Source organism: Streptomyces sp. ISL-96 (assembly GCF_018614035.1).
Classification (GTDB): Bacteria; Actinomycetota; Actinomycetes; order Streptomycetales; family Streptomycetaceae; genus Streptomyces.
Window position 1 is genome coordinate 63,700 of sequence record NZ_JAGGPA010000011.1, and the last position, 19,764, is coordinate 83,463.

The window sequence follows — 19,764 nt, forward strand, 5'->3', positions numbered from 1 at the left end:
CGTCGAGCTACCGGGCCATCTCTTCCTTGAGTGCCTGCACGAAGCCGTCCACGTCGTCCTCGGTGGTGTCGAAGGAGCACATCCAGCGCACGTCACCGACCGCTTCGTTCCAGAAGTAGAAGCGATAGCGCTTCTGCAGACGCTCGCTCACGTCGTGCGGCAGGCGCGCGAAGACGGCGTTGGCCTGCACCGCGTAGAGGATCTCGACGCCGTCCACCTGGCGGACGCCGTCGGCGAGCCGCTTGGCCATGGCGTTGGCGTGGCGGGCGTTGCGCAGCCACAGGTCGCGCGCCAGCATCGCCTCCAGCTGCACCGAGACGAAACGCATCTTGGAAGGGAGCTGCATCGACATCTTGCGCAGGTGCTTCATGGCGCGCACGGCGTCCGGGTTGAGTACGACCACGGCCTCGCCGAAGAGCATGCCGTTCTTCGTCCCGCCGAAGGTCAGGATGTCGACGCCCACGGTGTTCGTGAAGGTCCGCAGCGGTACGTCGAGCGAGGCCGCGGCGTTGGATATCCGGGCCCCGTCGAGGTGCACCTTCATGCCGTGCTGGTGCGCGTGGTCGCAGATCGCCCGGATCTCGTCCGGCGTGTAGACCGTGCCCAGCTCGGTGTTCTGGGTGATCGACACGACCTGCGGCATGGCCCGGTGCTCGTCTTCCCAGCCGTACGCCTGCCGGTCGATGAGCTCGGGTGTGAGCTTGCCGTCCGGCGTCGGTACGGTCAGCAGCTTCAGGCCGCCGACGCGCTCCGGGGCGCCGCACTCGTCGACGTTTATGTGCGCCGACTCGGCGGCGATGACCGCGCCCCAGCGGTCGGTGAGCGCCTGGAGGGCGACCACGTTGGCGCCGGTCCCGTTGAAGACGGGGAACGCCTCGGCGAACGGGCCGAAGTGGCTGTGCATGACCCGCTGGAGGTGATCGGTGTAGTCGTCCTCGCCGTAGGCGACCTGGTGGCCGCCGTTGGCGAGGGCGAGGGCGGCGAGCACCTCGGGGTGGGCGCCCGCGTAGTTGTCGCTCGCGAAACCGCGGACCCGCGGGTCGTGGTGCCGGCGTGCGTCGGTCTTGCCCGCGTTCGCCGGGTCGGGATTCACGGCATTCACGGCTTGGGAGTCAGCCACAGACGCTGTCCATTCACTTCCCTGGCGGGCTTGTCCCAGACTCCGGCGATGGCATCGGCCAGTTCCTTGACGTCCGTGAAGCCCGCGAACTTCGCGTTCGGGCGCTCGGCGCGCATCGCGTCGTGCACCAGTGCCTTGACGACCAGGATGGCAGCCGCCGTACGCGGGCCCTCCTCGCCCCCCGCCTTGCGGAACGCGTCCGCGAGAGCCAGGGTCCACGCCTCGGCGGCGGCCTTGGAGGCGGCGTACGCGGCATTGCCGGCGGTCGGCTGCGAGGCGCCCGCCGCGCTGATCAGCAGGTAGCGGCCGCGGTCGCCGCGCAGCAGCGGTGCCTGGAAGGCGAGGGAGGTGTGCTGGACCGTACGGATCAGCAGCTTCTCCAGCAGATCCCAGTCCGCGAGGTCGGTCTCGGCGAAGGTCGCGCTGCCGCGCCAGCCGCCGACCAGGTGGACCATGCCGTCGACCCGGCCGAATTCCTTCTCGGTCTTGTCGGCCCACTCGCGGGTCGCGGCGAGGTCGAGGAGATCCACGGTGTCGCCGACGACGGTGGCACCCCCATGGGCGTACCTGGCGGCGTCGACGGCCTCGGCGAGGCGCTCGGCGTTCGCGTCGGAGCCGACCACGATCGCGCCCGCCTCGGCGAGCCTGAGCAGGGTCGCACGGCCCGCGGGGCCGCCCGCTCCGGCCACCGCGACCACGGCGCCTTCCAGCGGTCCGCCGTTGCCGTTGCCGGTGCTGCTTGTCATGGTCGTCTCCTCTTGTGCGCGAGGGCTCACGCGGACACCCGCTCGGCGCTCGCCGCGGTGATCCCCTTGGTGGAGGCGATCACGTTCTTCAGCTTCTTGGCAAGGGCCTCATAGAACATGCTCAGCGGAAACTCGTCCGGAAGCACGTCGTCCACGAGTTTGCGCGGCGGCAGCGACAGGTCGAGGGCGTCGGGGCCCTTGGCCCAGCGCGATCCGGGGTGCGGAGCGAGATACGTCGACACCAGGTCGTACGCGGCGAACCAGTGGACCAGCTTCGGGCGGTCGATGCCGGCCCGGTAGAGGTCCTCGATCTCGGCGCACAGCTGGTTGGTGACCTGGGGGGCACGCTCCCAGTCGATCTTCAGCGTGTTGTCGGTCCAGCGCACCACGTCGTGCTTGTGCAGGTACGCGAAGAGCAGCTGGCCGCCGAGACCGTCGTAGTTGCGGACGCGGTCGCCGCTGACCGGGAAGCGGAACATCCGGTCGAAGAGCACGGCGTACTGGACGTCACGGCCGTGCGCGTTGCCCTCGGACTCCAGCTTCACGGCCTCCTTGAAGGCGGTGAGGTCGCAGCGCAGCTCCTCCAGGCCGTACATCCAGAACGGCTGGCGCTGCTTGATCATGAAGGGGTCGAACGGCAGGTCGCCGTGGCTGTGGGTGCGGTCGTGGACCATGTCCCACAGGACGAACGCGTCCTGGCAGCGCTTCTGGTCGGAGACCATGGCGCGGATGTCGTCCGGCAGCTCGAGGCCGAGGATGTCGACGGAGGCCTCGGTGACACGGCGGAAGCGGGCAGCCTCGCGGTCACAGAAGATGCCGCCCCAGCTGAAGCGCTCGGGGGCTTCGCGTACGGCGATCGTCTCGGGGAAGAGCACCGCGGAGTGGGTGTCGTACCCGGCGGTGAAGTCCTCGAAGGTGATGCCGAGGAAGAGCGGGTTGTCGTAGCGGGTGCGCTCCAGCTCGGAGAGCCACTCGGGCCACACCATGCGCAGCACGACCGCTTCGAAATTGCGGTCCGGGTTGCCGTTCTGGGTGTACATCGGGAAGACGACCAGGTGCTGGAGGCCGTCGGCGCGCTGCTGGGCGGGCTGGAAGGCGAGCAGCGAGTCCAGGAAGTCCGGCACGACGAAGCCGTCGGCGACCCACTTGCGGAGGTCGGCGACGAGCGCGCCCAGGTACGCCGCGTCGTGCGGCAGCAGGGGTGCGAGCTCCTCGACCGCGTTGATCATTCGGTCGACCGTCGCCTCCACGGTGGCGCGGGTCGGGGCGCCCTCGGCGTCGAAAGCAATGGATCCGTCCGCCGACTGCCAGGGCCGGACCGCCTCCACGGCATTCTTGAGCTCGGGCCAGGCCGGGTGCTCGACCACGCGCCGGGCACCGGATATGCCATCGGCGACTGTGTCCTGCACAAGAATTTCCGTCATGTCACTTCCTCCACGGGAGAAACTCGCGTCAAGGCACCGTATAGGTGTTCTGGTCTCCCATTCAAGCCCACCCTCAGTAAATTATCCTGCCGAGCCCCCATGATCGCCGCCATTCTTCCTGTCTTCTGCCGTACGGGCGATGCCTTCTGCCACTCCAGTGAGCGCGTCCCGGGCGTCGGGAAGGCGAAGAAGCCATGGAACATCCCGGGACAGTGCCGTTCGGTGACCGGCACTCCGGCATGGTCCGCGGCCCACAGGAGGGCGGCGTATGCCGAACGCGAGCCAGAGCGGCATCTGGACAGGCCGAGTACGGCGCCGCGTCAACACTCGCGGGGCGCGCCCACGCACGAGTGACGCAGGTCGCGGACAGCCGCCTCGCGGCGGTAGGACGGACGGGAGCCGCCCCGATCCCCTTCTCTCCCTTTCTCTGCGATCCCCCGGGAGCCGTACCGCGTGAGTACCCGTGCAGTCCTTGTCGCCGCCCTGATCACGGGTCTGATCCTCGGGATCGCCGGAGCGCGAGCGGAGCACTCCGCTTCCCCGCGCGAGACGGGTTCCCTCCGCGAAGCGGGCCGTTAGGCTGCCCGGGAGCCGCCGTCGACGGAAGCGAGATTGCCTTGAGTTTCCTCACCATTGGTCACCGCGGGGTCATGGGTGTCGAGCCGGAGAACACCCTCCGTTCCTTCGTCCGTGCCGAGCAGGCCGGCATGGACGCCATCGAGCTCGACCTGCATCTGAGCAAGGACGGCGCGCTCGTGGTCATGCACGACGCCGACGTGGACCGTACGACGGACGGCCGGGGCGCGATCGCCGACCTGACCCTCGCGGAACTGCGCGGGCTCGACGCGGGGCAGGGCGAGCGCGTCCCGGTCTTCGAGGAGGTCCTCGACGCGGTGAAGTCGCCGCTCCAGGCGGAGATCAAGGACGCGGCGGCGGCGCGGGCGCTGGCCTCGGTGATGCACCGGCGTGATCTGACGGGCCGCGTGGAGGTGTCGTCGTTCCACGACGAGGCGATCGCCGAGATCGCGTCGCTCGTCCCCGGCGTACGGACGGTCCTGATCGCCAGCCGTTACGGCAACGACGTGGTGGACCGCGCCGGGGCGGTCGGGGCGCAGGCCCTGGCGCTGAACATCCGCCGGCTGACCCTGGAGACGGTGGAACGCGCGCACGCGGCGGGACTGCGGGTCATTGGGTGGGTGGTGAACACCCAGGACCATCTGCGGCTGGTTCGGGCGCTGGAGCTGGACGGTGCGACCACGGACTACCCGGAGATCCGGCGCACGGGGCGCTTCACCGCGTAGGCGTGCGGTGCGTGGGCGATCGCCTGCGGCGGGGTGGGGAAAAGGCCCGCCGCAGGCGCCCGCCCTAGCCCAGCGCCTTCACCAGCAGCTCGAACTCCAGGTCATCCCGCTGCGGGACCCCGAAGCGCTCGTCGCCGTACGGGAACGGGGTCATCCGCCCGGTACGCCGGTATCCACGCCGCTCGTACCACGCGATGAGATCGTCCCGCACGGAGATCACCGTCATGTGCATCTCACTCGCGCCCCAGACCTCCCGCACCATACGCTCCGCCTCAGCGATGATCACCTTCCCGAGGCCCCCGCCCTGCGCATCGGGACGTACCGCGAACATGCCGAAGTACGCCGCCTCCCCCCGGCGTTCGAGCTGGCAGCAGGCGACCAGCACACCGTCGCGCTCCACCGTGAGCAGTCGGCTGTCCGGCGACTTGATCACATCGAGGACGCCCTCGGGATCGGTCCGCTGCCCTTCGAGGATGTCCGCCTCGGTGGTCCAGCCGGACCGGCTGGAGTCCCCCCGGTACGCCGACTCGATGAGCTCGACGAGCGCCGCCACGTCGGCCTCGGTCGCGTCACGGAAGATGAGCTCGGCGGCGGCCGGGCGCGGGGTGGTCTCCATGGGGGCGCTCTCCAGATCTGTACGGCGGCTCGGGCGCCCCGAGCGTAACGCGCGCTAAGGTCCGGGTGCATGGTGCATGTACTGAGCAGCAGGACGCTTCTGCGGCCCACGGATCCGGAGCGTTCCCGCGCGTTCTACGGCGAGGCCCTGGGGCTCGCCGTCTACCGCGAGTTCGGCACGGGCCCCGACCGCGGAACGGTGTACTTCCTCGGCGGCGGCTTCCTGGAGGTCTCCGGCCGCTCGGACGCCCCTCCCTCCCCCGCCCTCCAGCTGTGGCTCCAGGTCCCGGACGCGGCGGCGGCGTACGCCGAACTGTCGGCGCACGGCGTGGAAGTGCTGCGCCCCCCGGTCAAGGAGCCGTGGGGACTGATCGAGATGTGGATCGCCGATCCCGACGGAGTGCGCATCGCGGTGGTGGAGGTGCCCGCGGACCATCCGCTGCGCTACCGCCCCTGACCCCGGCGTGCCCCTTGTGCACCCCCGTGCGCTCGCGTACGACGCGGCGCGGGCGGGCATCGACGGGACGGACGGACACCGTCGATCGTCGATCGGGGAGGTACGCCGTGCACGGACAGGTGATGTCCGGCTGGCTGCTCGTGGCGCTGTGCGCCGCGACCGGCGCGTACTGCCTGCTGCGTCTGCGCAGCGGCAGGGGGGAACACCGCGAGGGGGCGGCCGGCGAGGCTCTGATGGGATTCGGGATGGCGGCGATGGCGGTGCCCGCCGCGCTCCTCGCGCCACCGGTGTGGGGATGGATGCTGTACGCCGCCGTGTTCGGCGGGGCGGCGCTGCGGGCGCTGTGGCAGGCCCGTGGGGGCGGCGGGGTGCACGGGCACCACGCGCACCACCTGGTGGGGTCACTGGCCATGGTCTACATGGCGCTGGTGATGGCGCCGGGAGGGGCGAGTTCCGCGCATGCGGGACACGTGGCCGGGTACGCGGCGGGCGGTGTTCCCCTGCTGACCGGGGCGCTGCTGCTGTACTATGCCGCGTTCGTGCTGCGCTCGGGGGTGAGGCTGATGCCGGTGGCCGCCGGGACGGTGGAAGCGGGCGGCGGGGGAATCGCCTGGGGTGCGCGGCCCGAACTGGCACTCGCCTGCCGGGTTTCCATGGGCATCGGCATGATCGCGATGCTGCTCACTGTGTGAAACGGTTCGAAGCGGTGTCCTGCGTCACATGCGGGCCGCGGTCATACCCGCGAGTAGGGGCGCGCTCATAGGCTGGGCCGCATGACGGTCTCCTTCGCACTTCTGCTGCTCGGTGTCGTCGCCGCCGTCGCGGCCCCGCGGCTGATGTCGCGCGCCGACTGGCGGGAGCGCGAACCCGTGGTGGCCCTGTGGGTGTGGCAGTGCGTGGTGGCCGCCGTGCTGCTGTGCTTCGGCCTGTCGATGACGTTCAGCGCGGCCGCCGCCTGGCAGGCGGTACGGGGCCAGGTCTTCGCACCCGCTCCGCACGGCGTGGTGGAGGCGTACGCCCTTGCCGCGTACGGGCCTTGGTCCGCGGTCATCGCGGTGCTGCTGGCGTGCGGAGGCGCCTGGACGGCGGCGATGCTGACGCGGGAGATCCGCAGGACGCGTGTGAGGCGCGGGCAGCGGCGCGCGGAACTGCTCGTGCGCGCTCCGCTGCTGCCCGGCGAAGAGCCCGGCAGTGACCGGCTGGTCGTACTCGAAGGCGAGCGCCTCGACGCGTGGTGGCTGCCGGGCGCAACGCCCCGGCTGGTCATCACCACCGCCGCGTTGCGGCGCCTGAAGGGGCACCAGCTCGACGCCGTACTCGCCCATGAACAGGGACATGTCCGGGCCAGGCACGACTGGCTGCTGCACTGCGCGTCCGCTCTCGCGATCGGGTTCCCGCAGATCCCGGTGTTCGCGGCGTTCCGCGACGAGATGCACCGGCTGGTGGAGCTGGCCGCCGACGACGTGGCGTCGCGGCGCTTCGGCCGGCTGACGATCGCCCTCGCTCTGGTCGAACTCAACGAGGACCGCGGCGTGTTCGGCCCGTGCCCGACACCGCACGCCGAACTGCCGCAGCGCGTCGACCGGTTGCTGGCAGCGGCCCCGCGGCTCACCGCGGGCCGCCGGCTGCGGCTGACGGCCGCGGCCTCGCTCGTTCCCGCCGTACCGCTGCTGGTGGCGTTCGTGCCGGGGCTGAGCGCGCTGGGATAGCCGGTGCGCGAAAACGGCCGCGGGATGAGCGCCCCGGCCCCGGGATGGCCGCGGGCACCGGCGGTGAGCGAGGATCTTTCCATGCGCTCCTCCAGGCCGACTCAGCCACCCCAGCCGCCCCAGCCGCCCCAGTCGCCCCACCCATCCCGTCCGGAACGTCCGGCCCCCGTACGCGCGGCCGTTGTCCTTTCCGCTCTCTCGGTGGTCCTTCTGCTGCTGGTCGCGTTCGAGTGGCACCCCCTGGTCTCGTTCGACCGGTCGGTCGCGGACGTGTTGCACGACTCCGCGGTCGGCCACCCCGCCGTCACCCACACCAACCGGATCCTGTCCGACTGGGTGTGGGACCCGTGGACGATGCGTGCGCTGGTGGCCGTCGCCTGCGTTTGGCTGCTGCGGCAGCGGGAACGGCTTCTGGCGCTGTGGATCGCCGCCACCAGTGCGCTCGGCTCTCTCGTACAGCAGGGGCTCAAGGCAGCGGTCGGCCGTGAGCGGCCCGAGTGGCCGGATCCGGTCGACTCCGCGCACTTCTCGGCCTGGCCGTCGGGCCATGCGATGACGGCGGTGGTCACCTGCGGGCTGCTGGTGTGGCTGCTCGGGCTGCGCGGCGTGAATCCCCGGCTGCGCACCGCCGTGCTGGTGGTGGGGACGGTGTCCTGGCTGGGCGTCGGTGTGACCCGGCTGTATCTGGGCGTGCACTGGGTGTCCGACGTGCTGGGCGGCTGGTTGCTCGGAGGGGCCGTCGTCGCTCTTTCGGTGGTGGCGTACGGTCGCCTGGTCGCTTCCCGGGAAGGACCCTCCGTATGACGTTCAAGGGTGCGCTCTTCGACTTCTCCGGCACGTTGCTCAGGATCGAACCGACCGAGGTGTGGCTTCGCGCCGTTCTCGACCATGAGGGACTGTCCGTACCGCCGGACGACTTCGCACGGTACGCACGGCAGTTGGAGGCGGCGGGGGCGCTGCCCGGCGGCGCGGATCCGCGGCGGGTGCCACCGCGTCTGGCCGAGCTGTGGGCCACTCGCGACGAGAGCGCGGAGCGGCACCGCGCCGCGTACACGGGTCTGGCCCGCCAGGTCGTCCTCCCCGACGCGCGTCTGTACGACGCCCTGTACGACCGCCACATGACGCCAACCGCCTGGCGTCCGTACCCCGACGCCGCCGAGGTGCTCGGTGAACTGCGGCGGCGGGGCATCGGCGTCGCTGTCGTCAGCAACATCGGGTGGGACCTGCGGCCTGTCTTCCGTGCGCACGGGCTCGACGTGTGGGTGGACGCGTACGTCCTGTCGTACGAGCACGGCATCCAGAAGCCGGATCCGAGGCTTTTCAGGACCGCCTGCGAAGCGCTCGGCCACCATCCGCGCGATGTCCTGATGGTCGGTGACGACCGGCGTGCCGACGGGGGCGCGGCGGAACTGGGGTGCGCCGTGCACTTCGTGGACCATCTGCCGGCCGACGAGCGGCCCTCCGGGCTGCGCCCGGTGCTGAAGCTGGTGGGGTGAGTGACGAGGGGCCGGGCATGGCGAAGCGTCCGTATCCGGCGGTCCCCCGCGCCGCCGGACACGGACAACAAGCCCACAGAGGAGGCCCGGTGAGGCGACTGATGTGAGACCACTGAGTATATTGGCTACGGGCCAGTCAACGCAGGAGTTACAGAATGACCCCGCGCAGCGCATCGGTCAATGAAGAGTTGCGTCGCCGTTCCCGGGAACGGCTGTTGCAGGCCACCGTGGAGCTCGTCGGGGAGCGCGGCTACGAGGCGACGACGCTCGGCGACATCGCGGACCGGGCCGGATCGGCGCGCGGACTGGTCTCGTACTACTTCCCCGGCAAACGGCAGTTGCTGCAGTCGGCCGTTCACCGGTTGATGCACCGGACGCTCGAATCGGCTCTGGAGCGCGAGCCTCGCACTGACGACGGCCGCGAACTGCTGGCCCGCGCGATCGACGCCGTACTGGGTCTCGCCTGCGACCACCCGGTGCTCATGCGCACCCACATGGCGGGCATTCTCCAGGCCGAGGGCTTTGTGCAGTGTCCCGAACAGCGGCGGCTGGCGGAGCTGCTGCGGGGCGCTGTCGTGCGCTACGGATCGCCGGATGCGGACGCCGACTATCCGCTGCTGCGCGCGCTGCTGATGGGCGCGGTGTTCGCCGTACTGCTGCCGGGTGCGCCGATGCCGCTCCCCAGCCTGCGGGCCGAGTTGTTCCAGCGGTACGGGCTGGACTGGGAACTCGGCGTACCGCCGGACGGAGAACCGCCCGGCGGCACACGCGTGCGGACCGTGGATCAGCGGCGGTAGTCGGGCTGCGTCTGCACATTGAGCTCGTGCAGCCGGACCCTCTTGGCGCCGTCGGTGCGCTTGTCGTTGAGCTTCAGGACGTCGAAGCCCTTCGCCATGTCGTTGGAGTAGATGTAGCCGTTGTAGTAGTACGCCGACCAGGAACCGGCGGTGACCCTGGCCGTCGCGCTGACGGGGCCGCGCTCGAAGAAGGCGATCTCCTCGGGCTTGGACGAGTCGGTGAAGTCCCAGACGGACAGGCCGCCCTGGTACCAGGCCTGGACCATGATGTCCTTGCCCTCGACCGGGATCAGCGAGCCGTTGTGGGCGACACAGTTCTCATGGGCGGCCTGGTGACGGTCGATCTTGAAGTAGCTCCGGAAGACCAGCTTCCGCTCGTCGCCCTTGCCGGTGATGTCGTAGATGCCGTCGGCGCCGCGCTTCGGGCCGGTGGCCTCGTTGCAGGTGGCGGCGCTGCCGCCACCGAGCTCGTCGGTGAAGACGACCTTGTCGGCCTTCTGGTTGAAGGTCGCCGAGTGCCAGAACGCGAAGTTGACGTTGTCCTGGACGCGGTCGATGACCCTGGGCTTCTCCGGGTCCTCGATGTCGAAGATGATGCCGTCGCCCATGCAGGCGCCGGCGGCCAGGTCCTTCGAGGGCAGCACGGTGATGTCGTGGCAGCCGGAGGTCTTGGAGACGCCCGGGTTGGTGGGCGCGCCCGGGTTTCCGCCGTCCGGGAAGAGCACCGGGAAGTTCACGATCGCTGACTTCTCGGGGGCACCGCGCGGCACTTTGATGATGGAGATGCCGTCGTGCGGAGGCTGGCAGTCCGGGAAGGTGTCGCTCGGCGAGTACGAGGAGACGTAGACGTAGACGTTGCGCCCGTCCGGCACCAGGGTGTGCGTGTGCGAACCGCAGGCGGTCTCGACAGCGGCGACGTACTGCGGGTTGCTCTTGTCGCTGATGTCGAAGATCTTCATGCCCTCCCAGGAGGACTTCTCCGTCGCGGGCTGCGACGTGCTCGCGCACGAGTTGTCGTTGCGCGAGGAGTCCGTGGAGAGGAAGAGCAGGTTTCCGGAGACGGAAATGTCGTTCTGCGAACCGGGACACAGCACCTGGGAGACCGTCTTCGGGGCCTTGGGGTTGCTGATGTCGAGGATGCGGAAACCGTCGTAGTTTCCGGAGAAGGCGTACTTGCCCTGGAACGCCAGGTCCGAGTTGGTGCCCTTGATCGCGTCCTTGGGGACGTTCACGAGGTGCTCGATGTTGTCGCTGTGGACGATCTCGTCCACGCCGGGTATCTCGCCGCTCTCGATGGCGGCCCTGGCTTCGGCCTGCTGCGAGGTGCTCAGGCTCTCCTTCTTCGCGGGCGCGTCCCCGGGGTCGGGGGTAGCGGCCGCGGGACCGGCCGTCAGCAGGGTGGCGATGAGTCCGGCCGCGGCTGTAGCCACGCCCAGGCGTCTGCGCCGCACGCGGGTGATGTGCAACGAGGTCACTGCGTCCTCCCTTGTATCCGTTCGCAGTTGAACGGTTGAGACACCCCGGCAGTATCGTCGTTTGCATGCACATCTCAACAGATGGCAACGAAGAGATAATGAAAGTTATTGATCACCAGTGCGCGGAAGCGTGCTAAGAACGGGCATCAACTACCCCATGTCCCTCAGGAGGTCGCCGTGTTGATCCGCCGCCAGTCCACGCGCGCCCGGAGACCGGGAACGCACAGAGCCGCACACGCGGCGGCGGCGGTCGCGGTGGCCGCCGTGCTGGGCCTCGGGGCATGTGACGCGGGCGGCGAGACCCCGCCGAAGGGCAAGGCGGCCGCCGGGCCTTCGGTGGTCGCGCCGGGCAAGCCGGGTGAACCCGCGAAGACCATGTCGGCCCAGGAGGCGGCGAAGGCGCTGCCCGACGGCTCGCCCAACGGGGCGGACTTCACGTACGCGCGGATGATGATCGAGCATCACCGCCAGGCGCTGGTGATGGCGGAACTCGCGCCGAAGCGGGCCCAGTCGGCGAAGGTCAAGGGGCTGGCCGAGCGGATCGCGGGGGCCCAGGGGCCGGAGATCGCCGCCATGCAGGGGTGGCTCGACAACAACGGCGGCAAGAAGCACAAGGGCGGCCACGACCACGGCGCGATGCCGGGGATGGCCACGGACAAGCAGCTCGCACAGTTGCGCGAGGCCGAGGGCAAGGACTTCGACCGGCTCTTCCTGAAGCTGATGATCACTCATCACCAGGGCGCGGTCGACATGGCGACCGAGGTCCTGTCGCAGGGGAACAACGTCCAGGTCGAGGAGATGGCGACCGACGTGCTCGCGCAGCAGACCGCCGAGATCGGCAGGATGCGCGACATGTAAGGGCGGCCGCGATTGATGCCGGGGGACGCCTAGCGGCGGTTGTGGCGGGGCGGCAGATGGCCCTCGTCACGCGCGCTCGCGATCAGCCTGAGCGACTTGCGCCGGCTGCGGCCTGTCGCGCACATCACCGCGAGCACCGGGTCCTGCCCCGCCTGCTGGGCCGCCCGGTACGCCTGAGCCGCGATACGCCGCCCCGCCTTGCCGCCGGGCCAGGACGGGCGGGCGCGCCTGACGGGCGGCGGCTTCGGCTCGGATGCCTGTGTGGCGGGCGTACGCGGCGGGTCCTCGGCGACCACCCGGCAGGCGCCGCCGAGCGGCCCTTCGACCCACTCCGCGGCCGCCGTGAAACCGCCCAGCGGCAGATCGGCGCGTACCTCCTCGACGGTGATCCGCTCCGCGGACATCGCGGCCAGTACGTCGATCCTGGCGCCGTCGGCGAAGGTGAGCCGGACGTTGAACCAGGCGGGCCGTACCGGCTCCACCCCATTCGGTTCATAATGGTTGTTAACGTCAAAAAAGGTACTTTCCAGCACGGTGAGAACGTAACCCCACCCCGCGCGGGGTCCGCCACGGCGCGCACGCGGGTACGCCGTAAGGCACCCCCTCAGAGCATCTCCCCCGGCCCGCCGATCGATGCCATGCTGGAGACCTTCGCGGGAAGGAGCCCCCGCCGTGCTTCGAGTCGCAGTGATCGGTTCAGGCCCCAGCGGGGTCTACGCCGCGCAGGCTTTGGTGCAGCAGGACGCGGTGCCCGACGTGCACGTACACGTACTGGACCGGCTGCCCTGTCCGTACGGACTGGTGCGTTACGGCGTCGCACCGGACCACGAGAAGATCAAGTCGCTCCAGGGCAGTCTGCGCACCGTGCTCGAACACGAGCGGATCACCTTCGTCGGCCATGCCGAGGTGGGAACGGCCGGGCTCACCTGTGCGCGGCTGCTGGAGCTCTACCACGCGGTGGTGTACTGCGTCGGGGCCGCGACCGACCGCAGGCTCGGCATTCCCGGCGAGGACCTGCCGGGGAGCTGTTCGGCCACCGATTTCGTCTCCTGGTACAGCGCGCATCCGGACGCGTCCGCGAACGGGTTCGCTCTGGGCGCGCGTTCGGCCGTCGTCATCGGCGTGGGCAATGTGGCGGTGGACGTCGCCCGCATCCTGGCGCGCGGCGCGCACGAGCTGCGGCCCACCGATGTGCCGCAGCCGGCGCTCGACGTGCTGGCACGCAGCCAAGTTCGTGATGTGCACATGGTGGGCAGGCGCGGCCCTTCGCAGGCGAAGTTCACCACCAAGGAACTCCGGGAGCTCGGCACCCTGCCGGACGCGGGAGTGGTCGTACGGCCCGAGGAGCTCGCCCTGGATCCGGCGTACGCCGATCCCGAGTCGGCCGTCGCTGTGGCCCTGCCCGCCGTGAACCGGCGCAACGTCGAGGTACTGCGGGGCTGGGCCGCGGACGGCGACGGACAGCGGGCCCGCCGCATCCATCTGCGGTTCTTCCTGCGGCCGGTGGAGGTGCTGGAGGAGAACGGGCGGGCAGCGGGGGTGCGCTTCGAGCGCACGGTGCCCGACGGGAGCGGCGGCGTACGCGGCACGGGGACGTACGAGGACATCGAGGCACAGCTGGTGCTGCGGTCGGTCGGCTACCGGGGGGCGCCGATCCCTGGGCTGCCGTTCGACCCGGGCAGCGGGACGGTGCCGCACGCCGCGGGGCGCGTTCTGCGGGACGGTGTGCCGTCACCGGGCGAGTACGTCGCGGGCTGGATCAAGCGGGGTCCGACCGGCGTCATCGGCACCAACCGGCCGTGCGCCAAGGAGACGGTGGCTTCGCTCCTCGCCGACGCGCCGACGCTCGCCGCCCGCCCGCTCGTGGACGACCCGCTCGACGCGCTGCGGGACTCGGGGATCCGCCCGGTCGTGTGGAACGACTGGCGGGCGATCGAGGCGGCGGAGGCGGCGCTGGGCGTCTCGCTGGGCCGCCGGTCGGTGAAGCTCCACGACTGGGAGGGACTGCTGGCCGCCGCGCACGGCGGGAACTGAGCGGGCGCGTCAGCCGTCGGTGCCGAGCCGGTCCGCCTCCAGGGCCGCCGCCTCCAGCACGCGGTCGATGAGGCCGGGGAAGAGCGCTTCCAGGTCCTCGCGGCGCAGCCCGTTGAGCTTGGCCGTACCCCGGTAGGCCTGCCGGATGACTCCGCTCTCCCGCAGAACGCGGAAGTGGTGGGTGGTCGTGGACTTGGTGACGGGGAGCGTGAAGTACGAGCAGGACAGCTCGGAGTCGGCCACCGCCATTTCGCGGACGATGAGCAGGCGCATCGGGTCGGACAGCGCGTGGAGCACCCCTTCGAGGCGGATCTCGTCGCGCGTGGGGTGCGCGAGTTCACGCGTACTCGTTGCGGTGTTCACGGCGTCTCCAGTTCGTCCGGGGTACCAATGGTACGACGCCCGTCGTAGTTTGGCGTTCGACGTTCTTCGTTCGTACGCGCCTCTGGGGGCACGGCGGCCGCCGTGCCCCCAGAGGGCTGCTCAGACGGCGCGGTGGTACTGCTGCGGGGTGTGCACCTCGCCGCCCAGTTCGCGTGCGGCGTGGCGGGCGAACGAAGGGTTGCGCAGCAGTTCCCGGCCGAGCAGTACGGCGTCCGCCTGCCCGTCGGCGAGGATCTTCTCGGCCTGCACCGGGTCGGTGATCAGGCCGACCGCGGCGACCGGCAGACCCGTCTCGGTACGGACACGCTCGGCGAACGGCACCTGGTAGCCGGGGCCGACGGGGATCCGCGCGCGCGGCGCGAGCCCGCCGGTCGAGACGTCGAGCAGGTCCACTCCGTGCGCCTTGAGCTCACGGGCGAGGCGGACGGTGTCGTCGGCCGTCCAGCCGTCCCGTTCGTCCTCGGTGTTCTCGGTCAGCCAGTCGGTCGCCGAGATCCGGAAGAACAGCGGCAGCTCCTCGGGCCACACCGCGCGCACCGCGTCCACGACCTCCAGGGCGAAGCGCGTGCGGTTCTCGAAGGACCCGCCGTACTCGTCGGTGCGGCGGTTGCTGTGCGGGGAGAGGAACTCGCCGATCAGATAGCCGTGCGCGCCATGTATCTCGGCGACCTTGAACCCGGCCGCGAGGGCCCGCCGCGCGGCGTCCGCGAACTGTCCGGCGATCTCCGCGATCTGCCCGGTGGTCAGCTCGGCGGGCACCGGATGGTCCTCGTCGTAGGGCACCGGGCTCGGAGCGACGGGCTGCCAGGCCTCGGGGTCCGCGACGATGGGCGCGCCGCCGCGCCAGGGCCGGTCGGTGGATCCCTTGCGTCCGGCGTGGGCCAGCTGAATGCCCGGAACGGTGCCCTGGCCCTCCAGGAACGCGGTGATGCGGCGGAAGGCCTCGACCTGCCGGTCGTTCCAGATGCCGAGGTCGGCCGGGCTGATCCGCCCTTCGGGGCTGACCGCCGTGGCCTCCACCAGGATCAGGCCGGTGCCGCCGGCGGCGCGGGCGGCGTAGTGGGCGAAGTGCCAGTCGTGCGCGACCCCGGCGTTCGGTCCGAACACCTCCGCGCTGTACTGGCACATGGGCGCCATCCAGATGCGGTTGGGGATGGTCAGCGACCGCAGGGTGTAGGGCTCGAAGAGGGCACTCACGAGAAGGACTCCGTTTCAGCTGGTGCGGCTGGATCGATCGACTGCGCTTAGTACGATACACACCGTACTACGACGATCGTCAAATTACGAAGCCTCTCGTACAACGAGTTCTCCTCAGCCTCCGAAGGGTGTGGAGGGCAGGCCCCGGCCCGCGTCCGCGAAGACCAGCAGGGAGCCGGCGAGCGGGTGCGGATGGGGAAGGCCGGTCCGGGCTGTGGTGACGTACAGGTCACGCAGACCGGCGCCGCCGAAAGCGCAGGCCGTCGGCCGGCTTACGGGCAGTTCGACGATCCGGTCGAGCCGCCCGTCCGGCGTGTACCGGCGGATCGCCCCGCCGTCCCAGAGAGCCACCCACACACAGCCGTCGGCGTCGACGGTGAGCCCGTCCGGGTAGCCCGCGCCCTCTTCGATCCGCACCCACGGCCGCCGGTTCGTGACGCCTTCACCGGCCACGTTGAAGACATCGATGCGACGCGTGGGCGAATCGGCGTAATACATGAGGCGCCCGTCCGGGCTCCAGCCCGTGCCGTTGCTGACAGCGGCGGTCACTGCCCGCACGGCCGCGCCGTCCGGCGCGATCCGGGTGAGACTTCCGCCGCCCGGCTCCTCGTCGTACCGCATGGTGCCCGCCCACAGGGCCCCGTCGGGGGCGACGGCCGCGTCATTGCCGCGACGGCCGGGCACCGGGTCGCGCGCCAGCCAGGAGAAGGCGAGGTCGGGCCCGTACAGGCCGATTCCGTCGCGGAGGTTGACGACCAGGCCGCCGCCGGCCCGCGGCTTGGCCGCGCCGACATGCTGTTCGGTGACCATGACCGTACGGCGGCCGCTCACCGGGTCGTACGTGCGGATACGCGCGGAGAGGATGTCCACCCAGATGAGCCGGCCTGCCGCCGCGTCCCACGTGGGCCCCTCGCCGAGCGACGCCTGTTCCCGTACCGCGACCTGTAGGACCTGGCGCCTCACGCGCGGACCCGGTGGCCCAGGCGGACCGACAGGTCGCCCGCGCCCTTCGCCGCCAGCTCCGCCAGCTCGGCCTCCCGGTCCTCGCTCCACCGGATCATCGGTACGGAGATGGACAGCGCGGCGACGACCCGGCCGGCGCTGTCGCGCACCGGCGCGGCCACGCAGCTCACGTCCGGGTTCGACTCCCGGTGCTCGAAAGCGAGACCGCGCTCACGGATCTCGGCGAGGGCGGTGCGCAAATCGCCCGGATCAGTGATGCTGTTGGGCGTCATGGCAGCGAAGTCCCGTCCTTCGACGCGCGCGTCGAGCTCCGCCTCCGGCAGTGAGGCGAGCAGCATCTTGCCGACGGAGGTGCAGTGCGCGGGCAGCCTGCGACCGGCGGCGGAGACCATCCGGACCGCGTGCGTCGAGTCCACCTTGGCGATGTAGATGACGTCGGTGTCCTCAAGGATGGCGACATGGACGGTCTCGTCGCAGGTCTCGGCCACCTCACGGGCCACCTGCTGGCCCTCCGCCGCGAGATCGAGCTGTTCCGCGTACCGGCTGCCGAGCTGGTACGTGCGCACACCGAGCCGGTAGCGGCCGGGCTGTTCGGGAACGGGCACCACATAGGAGCGCGCGGCGAGCGTGGTGAGCAGCTCGTGCACCGTGGTGCGCGGCAGCTGGAGCTTGCGTGTGACATCGGGCGCGGACAGCGTGCCGTCCCCCTCCAGGAACAGCTCGAGTATGTCCAGCGACCTCGTCACCGCCGGGACCAGTCGTCCCATGATCGGCCACCCACCCCTTCCGTTCGAAACCCCGACCATTGGCCGGTATGACGAACACAGGCTAACCGCAGGTCCGTTCGCCGGGCAATGGGCAGCGCTTCACTGTGCGCAAGCCATTGACACCCCCAGGACGTGCTGATTACGGTCACGCCAGCATTTCGAACGTGTGACGAAATCTCGAACACACCCCAAGGGACAACTGCCTTGCGTATTACGGGAATCAGCACGCATGTCGTCGGGACACCCTGGCGCAATCTCACCTATGTCGTCGTCCATACGGACGAAGGCCTCACCGGTGTCGGCGAGACCCGGATGCTCGGCCACACCGACGCGCTCCTCGGCTACCTCCGCGAGGCCGAGGCCAACCACATCGCGGGATCCGACCCGTTCGCCGTCGAGGACCTCGTCCGCCGGATGAAGTACGGCGACTACGGCCGGGCGGGCGAGATCGTCATGTCGGGCATCGCCGTCGTGGAGATGGCCTGCTGGGACATCAAGGGCAAAGCGCTCGGGGTACCGGTCTGGCAACTGCTCGGCGGAAAGGTCACCGACAAGGTCAAGGCGTACGCCAACGGCTGGTACACCACGGAACGCACTCCCGAGGCGTACCACAAGGCCGCACAGACGGTCGTCGAGCGCGGTTACCGCGCGCTGAAGATCGATCCCTTCGGGACCGGTCACTACGAGCTCGACCACGCCGGAACGCTCTACGCGGTGTCGCTCATCGAGGCCGTACGGGACGCGATCGGCCCGGAGACCGAGCTGATGCTGGAGATGCACGGCCGCTTCTCCCCCGCCACGGCGGTGCGGCTAGCCCACGAGCTGGCGCCCTTCCGGCCCGCCTGGCTGGAGGAACCGGTGCCGCCGGAGAACCTCAAGGCGCTGGAGAAGGTCGCCGCCAAGGTGGACATGCCGATCGCCACCGGGGAACGCATTCACGACCGGATCGAGTTCCGCGAGCTGTTCGAGTCGCAGGCCGCCGACATCATCCAGCCGGACCTCGGCCATGTCGGCGGAATCCTGGAGGCGAGGAAGCTCGCCGCGACCGCCGAGACGCACTACGTGCAGATCGCGCCGCACAACGTGGGCGGCTCGGTACTGACCGCCGCGAGCCTCCAGCTGGCGGCCTGCACCCCCAACTTCAAGATCCTTGAGCACTTCAACGACTTCGCCGACTCCGAGATCAAGAAGGTGGTGCGCGGAGCACCGCAGGTGGTCGACGGGTACTTCGAGGTGTCCCACGCCCCCGGCCTCGGCGTGGAGCTCGATGTCGCGGCAGCCGCCGAATTCCCGCAGCAGCAGGCCAGGTTCGACCTGTGGGCCGAGGGCTGGGAGCAGAGGAAGCCGAAGTGAGCAGCCGCTCTGTGGTGATTGAGCGGCCCGGCGAGTACCGGCTGGCGGCCGGTCCACCGCCCGAGCCCGGACCGGGCGAGGTGCTGGTGCGGGTGGCCGCTGCCGGGATCTGCATGAGCGACCGGGAGGTGTACGACGGCCATCGCGACGCCGCGTATGTGCGCTATCCGGTGGTTCCCGGGCACGAGTGGTCCGGGACGGTCGAGGCAGTGGGCCAGGGCGTCGACGCCGGGCTCGTCGGGCGTAAGACCGTCGCTGAAGGATTCCGGGCGTGCGGCACGTGCGAGCGGTGCCGCTGCGGCGATACGTCGCTGTGCACCTCGGGGTACGACGAGACGGGCTTCACCCGGCCGGGCGCCTTCGCCGACCATGTGGTCGTCCCCGCGCGGCTGCTGCATCCGCTCGCCGACGACGCCGACCTGCCGGCCGCCGCGCTGCTGGAGCCGGCCGCGGTGGTGGCTGCCGCCGTGCGGGCGGGGCAGGCGGAGGCGGGCGAGCGGGTGGCTGTGGTGGGGGCCGGCACGCTCGGACTGCTGGCGGTTCAGCTGCTGGCCGCCGGGAGCCCCGGTGAGCTGGCGGTCTTCGACCCCCGCACGGAACGGGCCGGATCGGCGCTGGAGTTCGGGGCGACCGATGCGCGTACGCCGGAGGAGGCCGGGGAGCTGGCGGGACGGTACGACTTGGTCGTCGAGACCGCCGGAGCCCCTTCCACCGCGGCGTCGTCCTGTCTGCTGGCGCGGCGGGGCGGGCGGGTGATCCTCACCGGGATGTTCACGGCGGGAGCGACGGGTATCGATCCGGTGCATCTGTCGCTGAGCCAGCTCATGGTGCGGTCCGTCTTCGGGGCGCCGTCGTCGGCGTGGTCGTTCGCCGTACGGGCGTTCGGCGCCGGGCTGATCAATCCGCGGCCGCTGATTACGCACGAGTTCCCGCTGGAGCGGTTCGGTGACGCGGTGGCGCTGGTGGGGGGTGGCGATCCGGGGGTCGGAAAGGTACTGCTGCGGCCGTAGGGGTGGCCGGGGGCGTTCACTCCCCCGCGTTCATTCCCCCACCAAACGCCGGACGGCC

General features: G+C 70.5%; 22 protein-coding genes. 12 read left to right on the top strand and 10 right to left on the bottom strand.

The window, feature by feature from the left end:
• Positions 1-7 precede the first annotated feature (7 nt).
• The 3 genes from J7E96_RS07490 to J7E96_RS07500 are packed head-to-tail and all read right to left on the bottom strand — an operon-like array spanning position 8 to position 3,290.
• Positions 8-1,093 (bottom strand): low specificity L-threonine aldolase, encoded by a 1,086-nt coding sequence (locus J7E96_RS07490; protein WP_215129223.1) that lies wholly within the window; start codon positions 1,091-1,093, stop codon positions 8-10.
• A 5-nt stretch (positions 1,094-1,098) separates the two neighbouring features.
• Positions 1,099-1,866: an SDR family NAD(P)-dependent oxidoreductase gene (locus J7E96_RS07495; protein WP_215128736.1), complete on the bottom strand. Its 768-nt coding sequence runs from the start codon at positions 1,864-1,866 to the stop codon at positions 1,099-1,101.
• Positions 1,867-1,892: 26 nt separating this feature from the next.
• Positions 1,893-3,290: a DUF6421 family protein gene (locus J7E96_RS07500; protein WP_215128738.1), complete on the bottom strand. Its 1,398-nt coding sequence runs from the start codon at positions 3,288-3,290 to the stop codon at positions 1,893-1,895.
• A 453-nt stretch (positions 3,291-3,743) separates the two neighbouring features.
• Here J7E96_RS07500 and J7E96_RS38105 point away from each other — a divergent pair, with 453 nt between their 5' ends.
• Positions 3,744-3,869 (top strand): hypothetical protein, encoded by a 126-nt coding sequence (locus J7E96_RS38105; protein ID WP_285439423.1) that lies wholly within the window; start codon positions 3,744-3,746, stop codon positions 3,867-3,869.
• 38 nt (positions 3,870-3,907) lie between these two features.
• Complete coding sequence (locus J7E96_RS07505; RefSeq protein ID WP_215128740.1) at positions 3,908-4,591, top strand: glycerophosphodiester phosphodiesterase family protein; 684 nt, start codon at positions 3,908-3,910, stop codon at positions 4,589-4,591.
• A gap of 64 nt (positions 4,592-4,655) precedes the next feature.
• Here J7E96_RS07505 and J7E96_RS07510 read toward each other — a convergent pair whose 3' ends face one another.
• Positions 4,656-5,207: a GNAT family N-acetyltransferase gene (locus J7E96_RS07510; protein ID WP_215128742.1), complete on the bottom strand. Its 552-nt coding sequence runs from the start codon at positions 5,205-5,207 to the stop codon at positions 4,656-4,658.
• Between the two features lie 69 nt (positions 5,208-5,276).
• On the opposite strand from J7E96_RS07510, the gene J7E96_RS07515 reads away from it, so the two are divergent.
• The 6 genes from J7E96_RS07515 to J7E96_RS07540 all read left to right on the top strand — a co-directional run bounded on the left by J7E96_RS07515 (position 5,277) and on the right by J7E96_RS07540 (position 9,665).
• Positions 5,277-5,663: a VOC family protein gene (locus J7E96_RS07515; RefSeq protein WP_215128744.1), complete on the top strand. Its 387-nt coding sequence runs from the start codon at positions 5,277-5,279 to the stop codon at positions 5,661-5,663.
• Between the two features lie 107 nt (positions 5,664-5,770).
• A complete protein-coding gene (locus J7E96_RS07520; RefSeq protein WP_215128746.1) occupies positions 5,771-6,355 on the top strand; it encodes a DUF5134 domain-containing protein in 585 nt (194 codons plus the stop codon).
• Positions 6,356-6,436: 81 nt separating this feature from the next.
• A complete protein-coding gene (locus J7E96_RS07525) occupies positions 6,437-7,372 on the top strand; it encodes a M56 family metallopeptidase (protein ID WP_215128747.1) in 936 nt (311 codons plus the stop codon).
• A 201-nt stretch (positions 7,373-7,573) separates the two neighbouring features.
• Positions 7,574-8,176, top strand: a complete 603-nt coding sequence (locus J7E96_RS07530; RefSeq protein WP_374196641.1) for a phosphatase PAP2 family protein — start codon at positions 7,574-7,576, stop codon at positions 8,174-8,176.
• Complete coding sequence (locus J7E96_RS07535) at positions 8,173-8,868, top strand: HAD family hydrolase (RefSeq protein WP_215128751.1); 696 nt, start codon at positions 8,173-8,175, stop codon at positions 8,866-8,868. Before J7E96_RS07530 ends, J7E96_RS07535 begins: the two co-directional genes overlap by 4 nt.
• A gap of 155 nt (positions 8,869-9,023) precedes the next feature.
• Positions 9,024-9,665: a TetR/AcrR family transcriptional regulator gene (locus J7E96_RS07540; RefSeq protein WP_215128753.1), complete on the top strand. Its 642-nt coding sequence runs from the start codon at positions 9,024-9,026 to the stop codon at positions 9,663-9,665.
• Here J7E96_RS07540 and J7E96_RS07545 read toward each other — a convergent pair.
• Positions 9,653-11,140 carry an LVIVD repeat-containing protein gene (locus J7E96_RS07545; RefSeq protein WP_215128755.1) on the bottom strand — a complete coding sequence of 496 codons (1,488 nt, stop codon included), beginning with the start codon at positions 11,138-11,140 and terminating at the stop codon, positions 9,653-9,655. The two genes, J7E96_RS07540 and J7E96_RS07545, sit on opposite strands and share 13 nt — an antisense overlap.
• A 180-nt stretch (positions 11,141-11,320) precedes the next feature.
• On the opposite strand from J7E96_RS07545, the gene J7E96_RS07550 reads away from it, so the two are divergent.
• Positions 11,321-11,998 carry a DUF305 domain-containing protein gene (locus J7E96_RS07550; RefSeq protein ID WP_251069574.1) on the top strand — a complete coding sequence of 226 codons (678 nt, stop codon included), beginning with the start codon at positions 11,321-11,323 and terminating at the stop codon, positions 11,996-11,998.
• Between the two features lie 29 nt (positions 11,999-12,027).
• Here J7E96_RS07550 and J7E96_RS07555 read toward each other — a convergent pair whose 3' ends face one another.
• Positions 12,028-12,480, bottom strand: a complete 453-nt coding sequence (locus J7E96_RS07555) for a DUF6214 family protein (protein WP_215129227.1) — start codon at positions 12,478-12,480, stop codon at positions 12,028-12,030.
• Between the two features lie 190 nt (positions 12,481-12,670).
• Between J7E96_RS07555 and J7E96_RS07560 the strand changes: the two genes are divergently transcribed.
• Positions 12,671-14,032: an FAD-dependent oxidoreductase gene (locus J7E96_RS07560; protein ID WP_215128757.1), complete on the top strand. Its 1,362-nt coding sequence runs from the start codon at positions 12,671-12,673 to the stop codon at positions 14,030-14,032.
• 9 nt (positions 14,033-14,041) lie between these two features.
• Here the strand turns inward: J7E96_RS07560 and J7E96_RS07565 are convergent, their stop codons facing one another.
• The 4 genes from J7E96_RS07565 to J7E96_RS07580 all read right to left on the bottom strand — a co-directional run bounded on the left by J7E96_RS07565 (position 14,042) and on the right by J7E96_RS07580 (position 17,343).
• The gene (locus tag J7E96_RS07565; RefSeq protein ID WP_215128759.1) at positions 14,042-14,395 is read right to left on the bottom strand and encodes a helix-turn-helix transcriptional regulator; all 354 of its coding nucleotides are present in this window, start codon (positions 14,393-14,395) and stop codon (positions 14,042-14,044) included.
• 120 nt (positions 14,396-14,515) lie between these two features.
• Complete coding sequence (locus J7E96_RS07570; protein WP_215128761.1) at positions 14,516-15,613, bottom strand: NADH:flavin oxidoreductase/NADH oxidase; 1,098 nt, start codon at positions 15,611-15,613, stop codon at positions 14,516-14,518.
• A gap of 114 nt (positions 15,614-15,727) precedes the next feature.
• Complete coding sequence (locus tag J7E96_RS07575; protein ID WP_215128763.1) at positions 15,728-16,576, bottom strand: SMP-30/gluconolactonase/LRE family protein; 849 nt, start codon at positions 16,574-16,576, stop codon at positions 15,728-15,730.
• Positions 16,573-17,343, bottom strand: coding sequence for an IclR family transcriptional regulator (locus tag J7E96_RS07580; protein ID WP_215128764.1), 771 nt, complete (start codon positions 17,341-17,343; stop codon positions 16,573-16,575). Before J7E96_RS07580 ends, J7E96_RS07575 begins: the two co-directional genes overlap by 4 nt.
• A 204-nt stretch (positions 17,344-17,547) precedes the next feature.
• On the opposite strand from J7E96_RS07580, the gene J7E96_RS07585 reads away from it, so the two are divergent.
• On the top strand, positions 17,548-18,696 hold the full coding sequence (locus tag J7E96_RS07585) for a mandelate racemase/muconate lactonizing enzyme family protein (protein ID WP_215128766.1): 1,149 nt from the start codon (positions 17,548-17,550) through the stop codon (positions 18,694-18,696).
• On the top strand, positions 18,693-19,706 hold the full coding sequence (locus tag J7E96_RS07590; RefSeq protein ID WP_215128768.1) for an alcohol dehydrogenase catalytic domain-containing protein: 1,014 nt from the start codon (positions 18,693-18,695) through the stop codon (positions 19,704-19,706). The genes J7E96_RS07585 and J7E96_RS07590 overlap by 4 nt, the downstream gene beginning before the upstream one ends.
• Positions 19,707-19,764 lie beyond the last annotated feature (58 nt).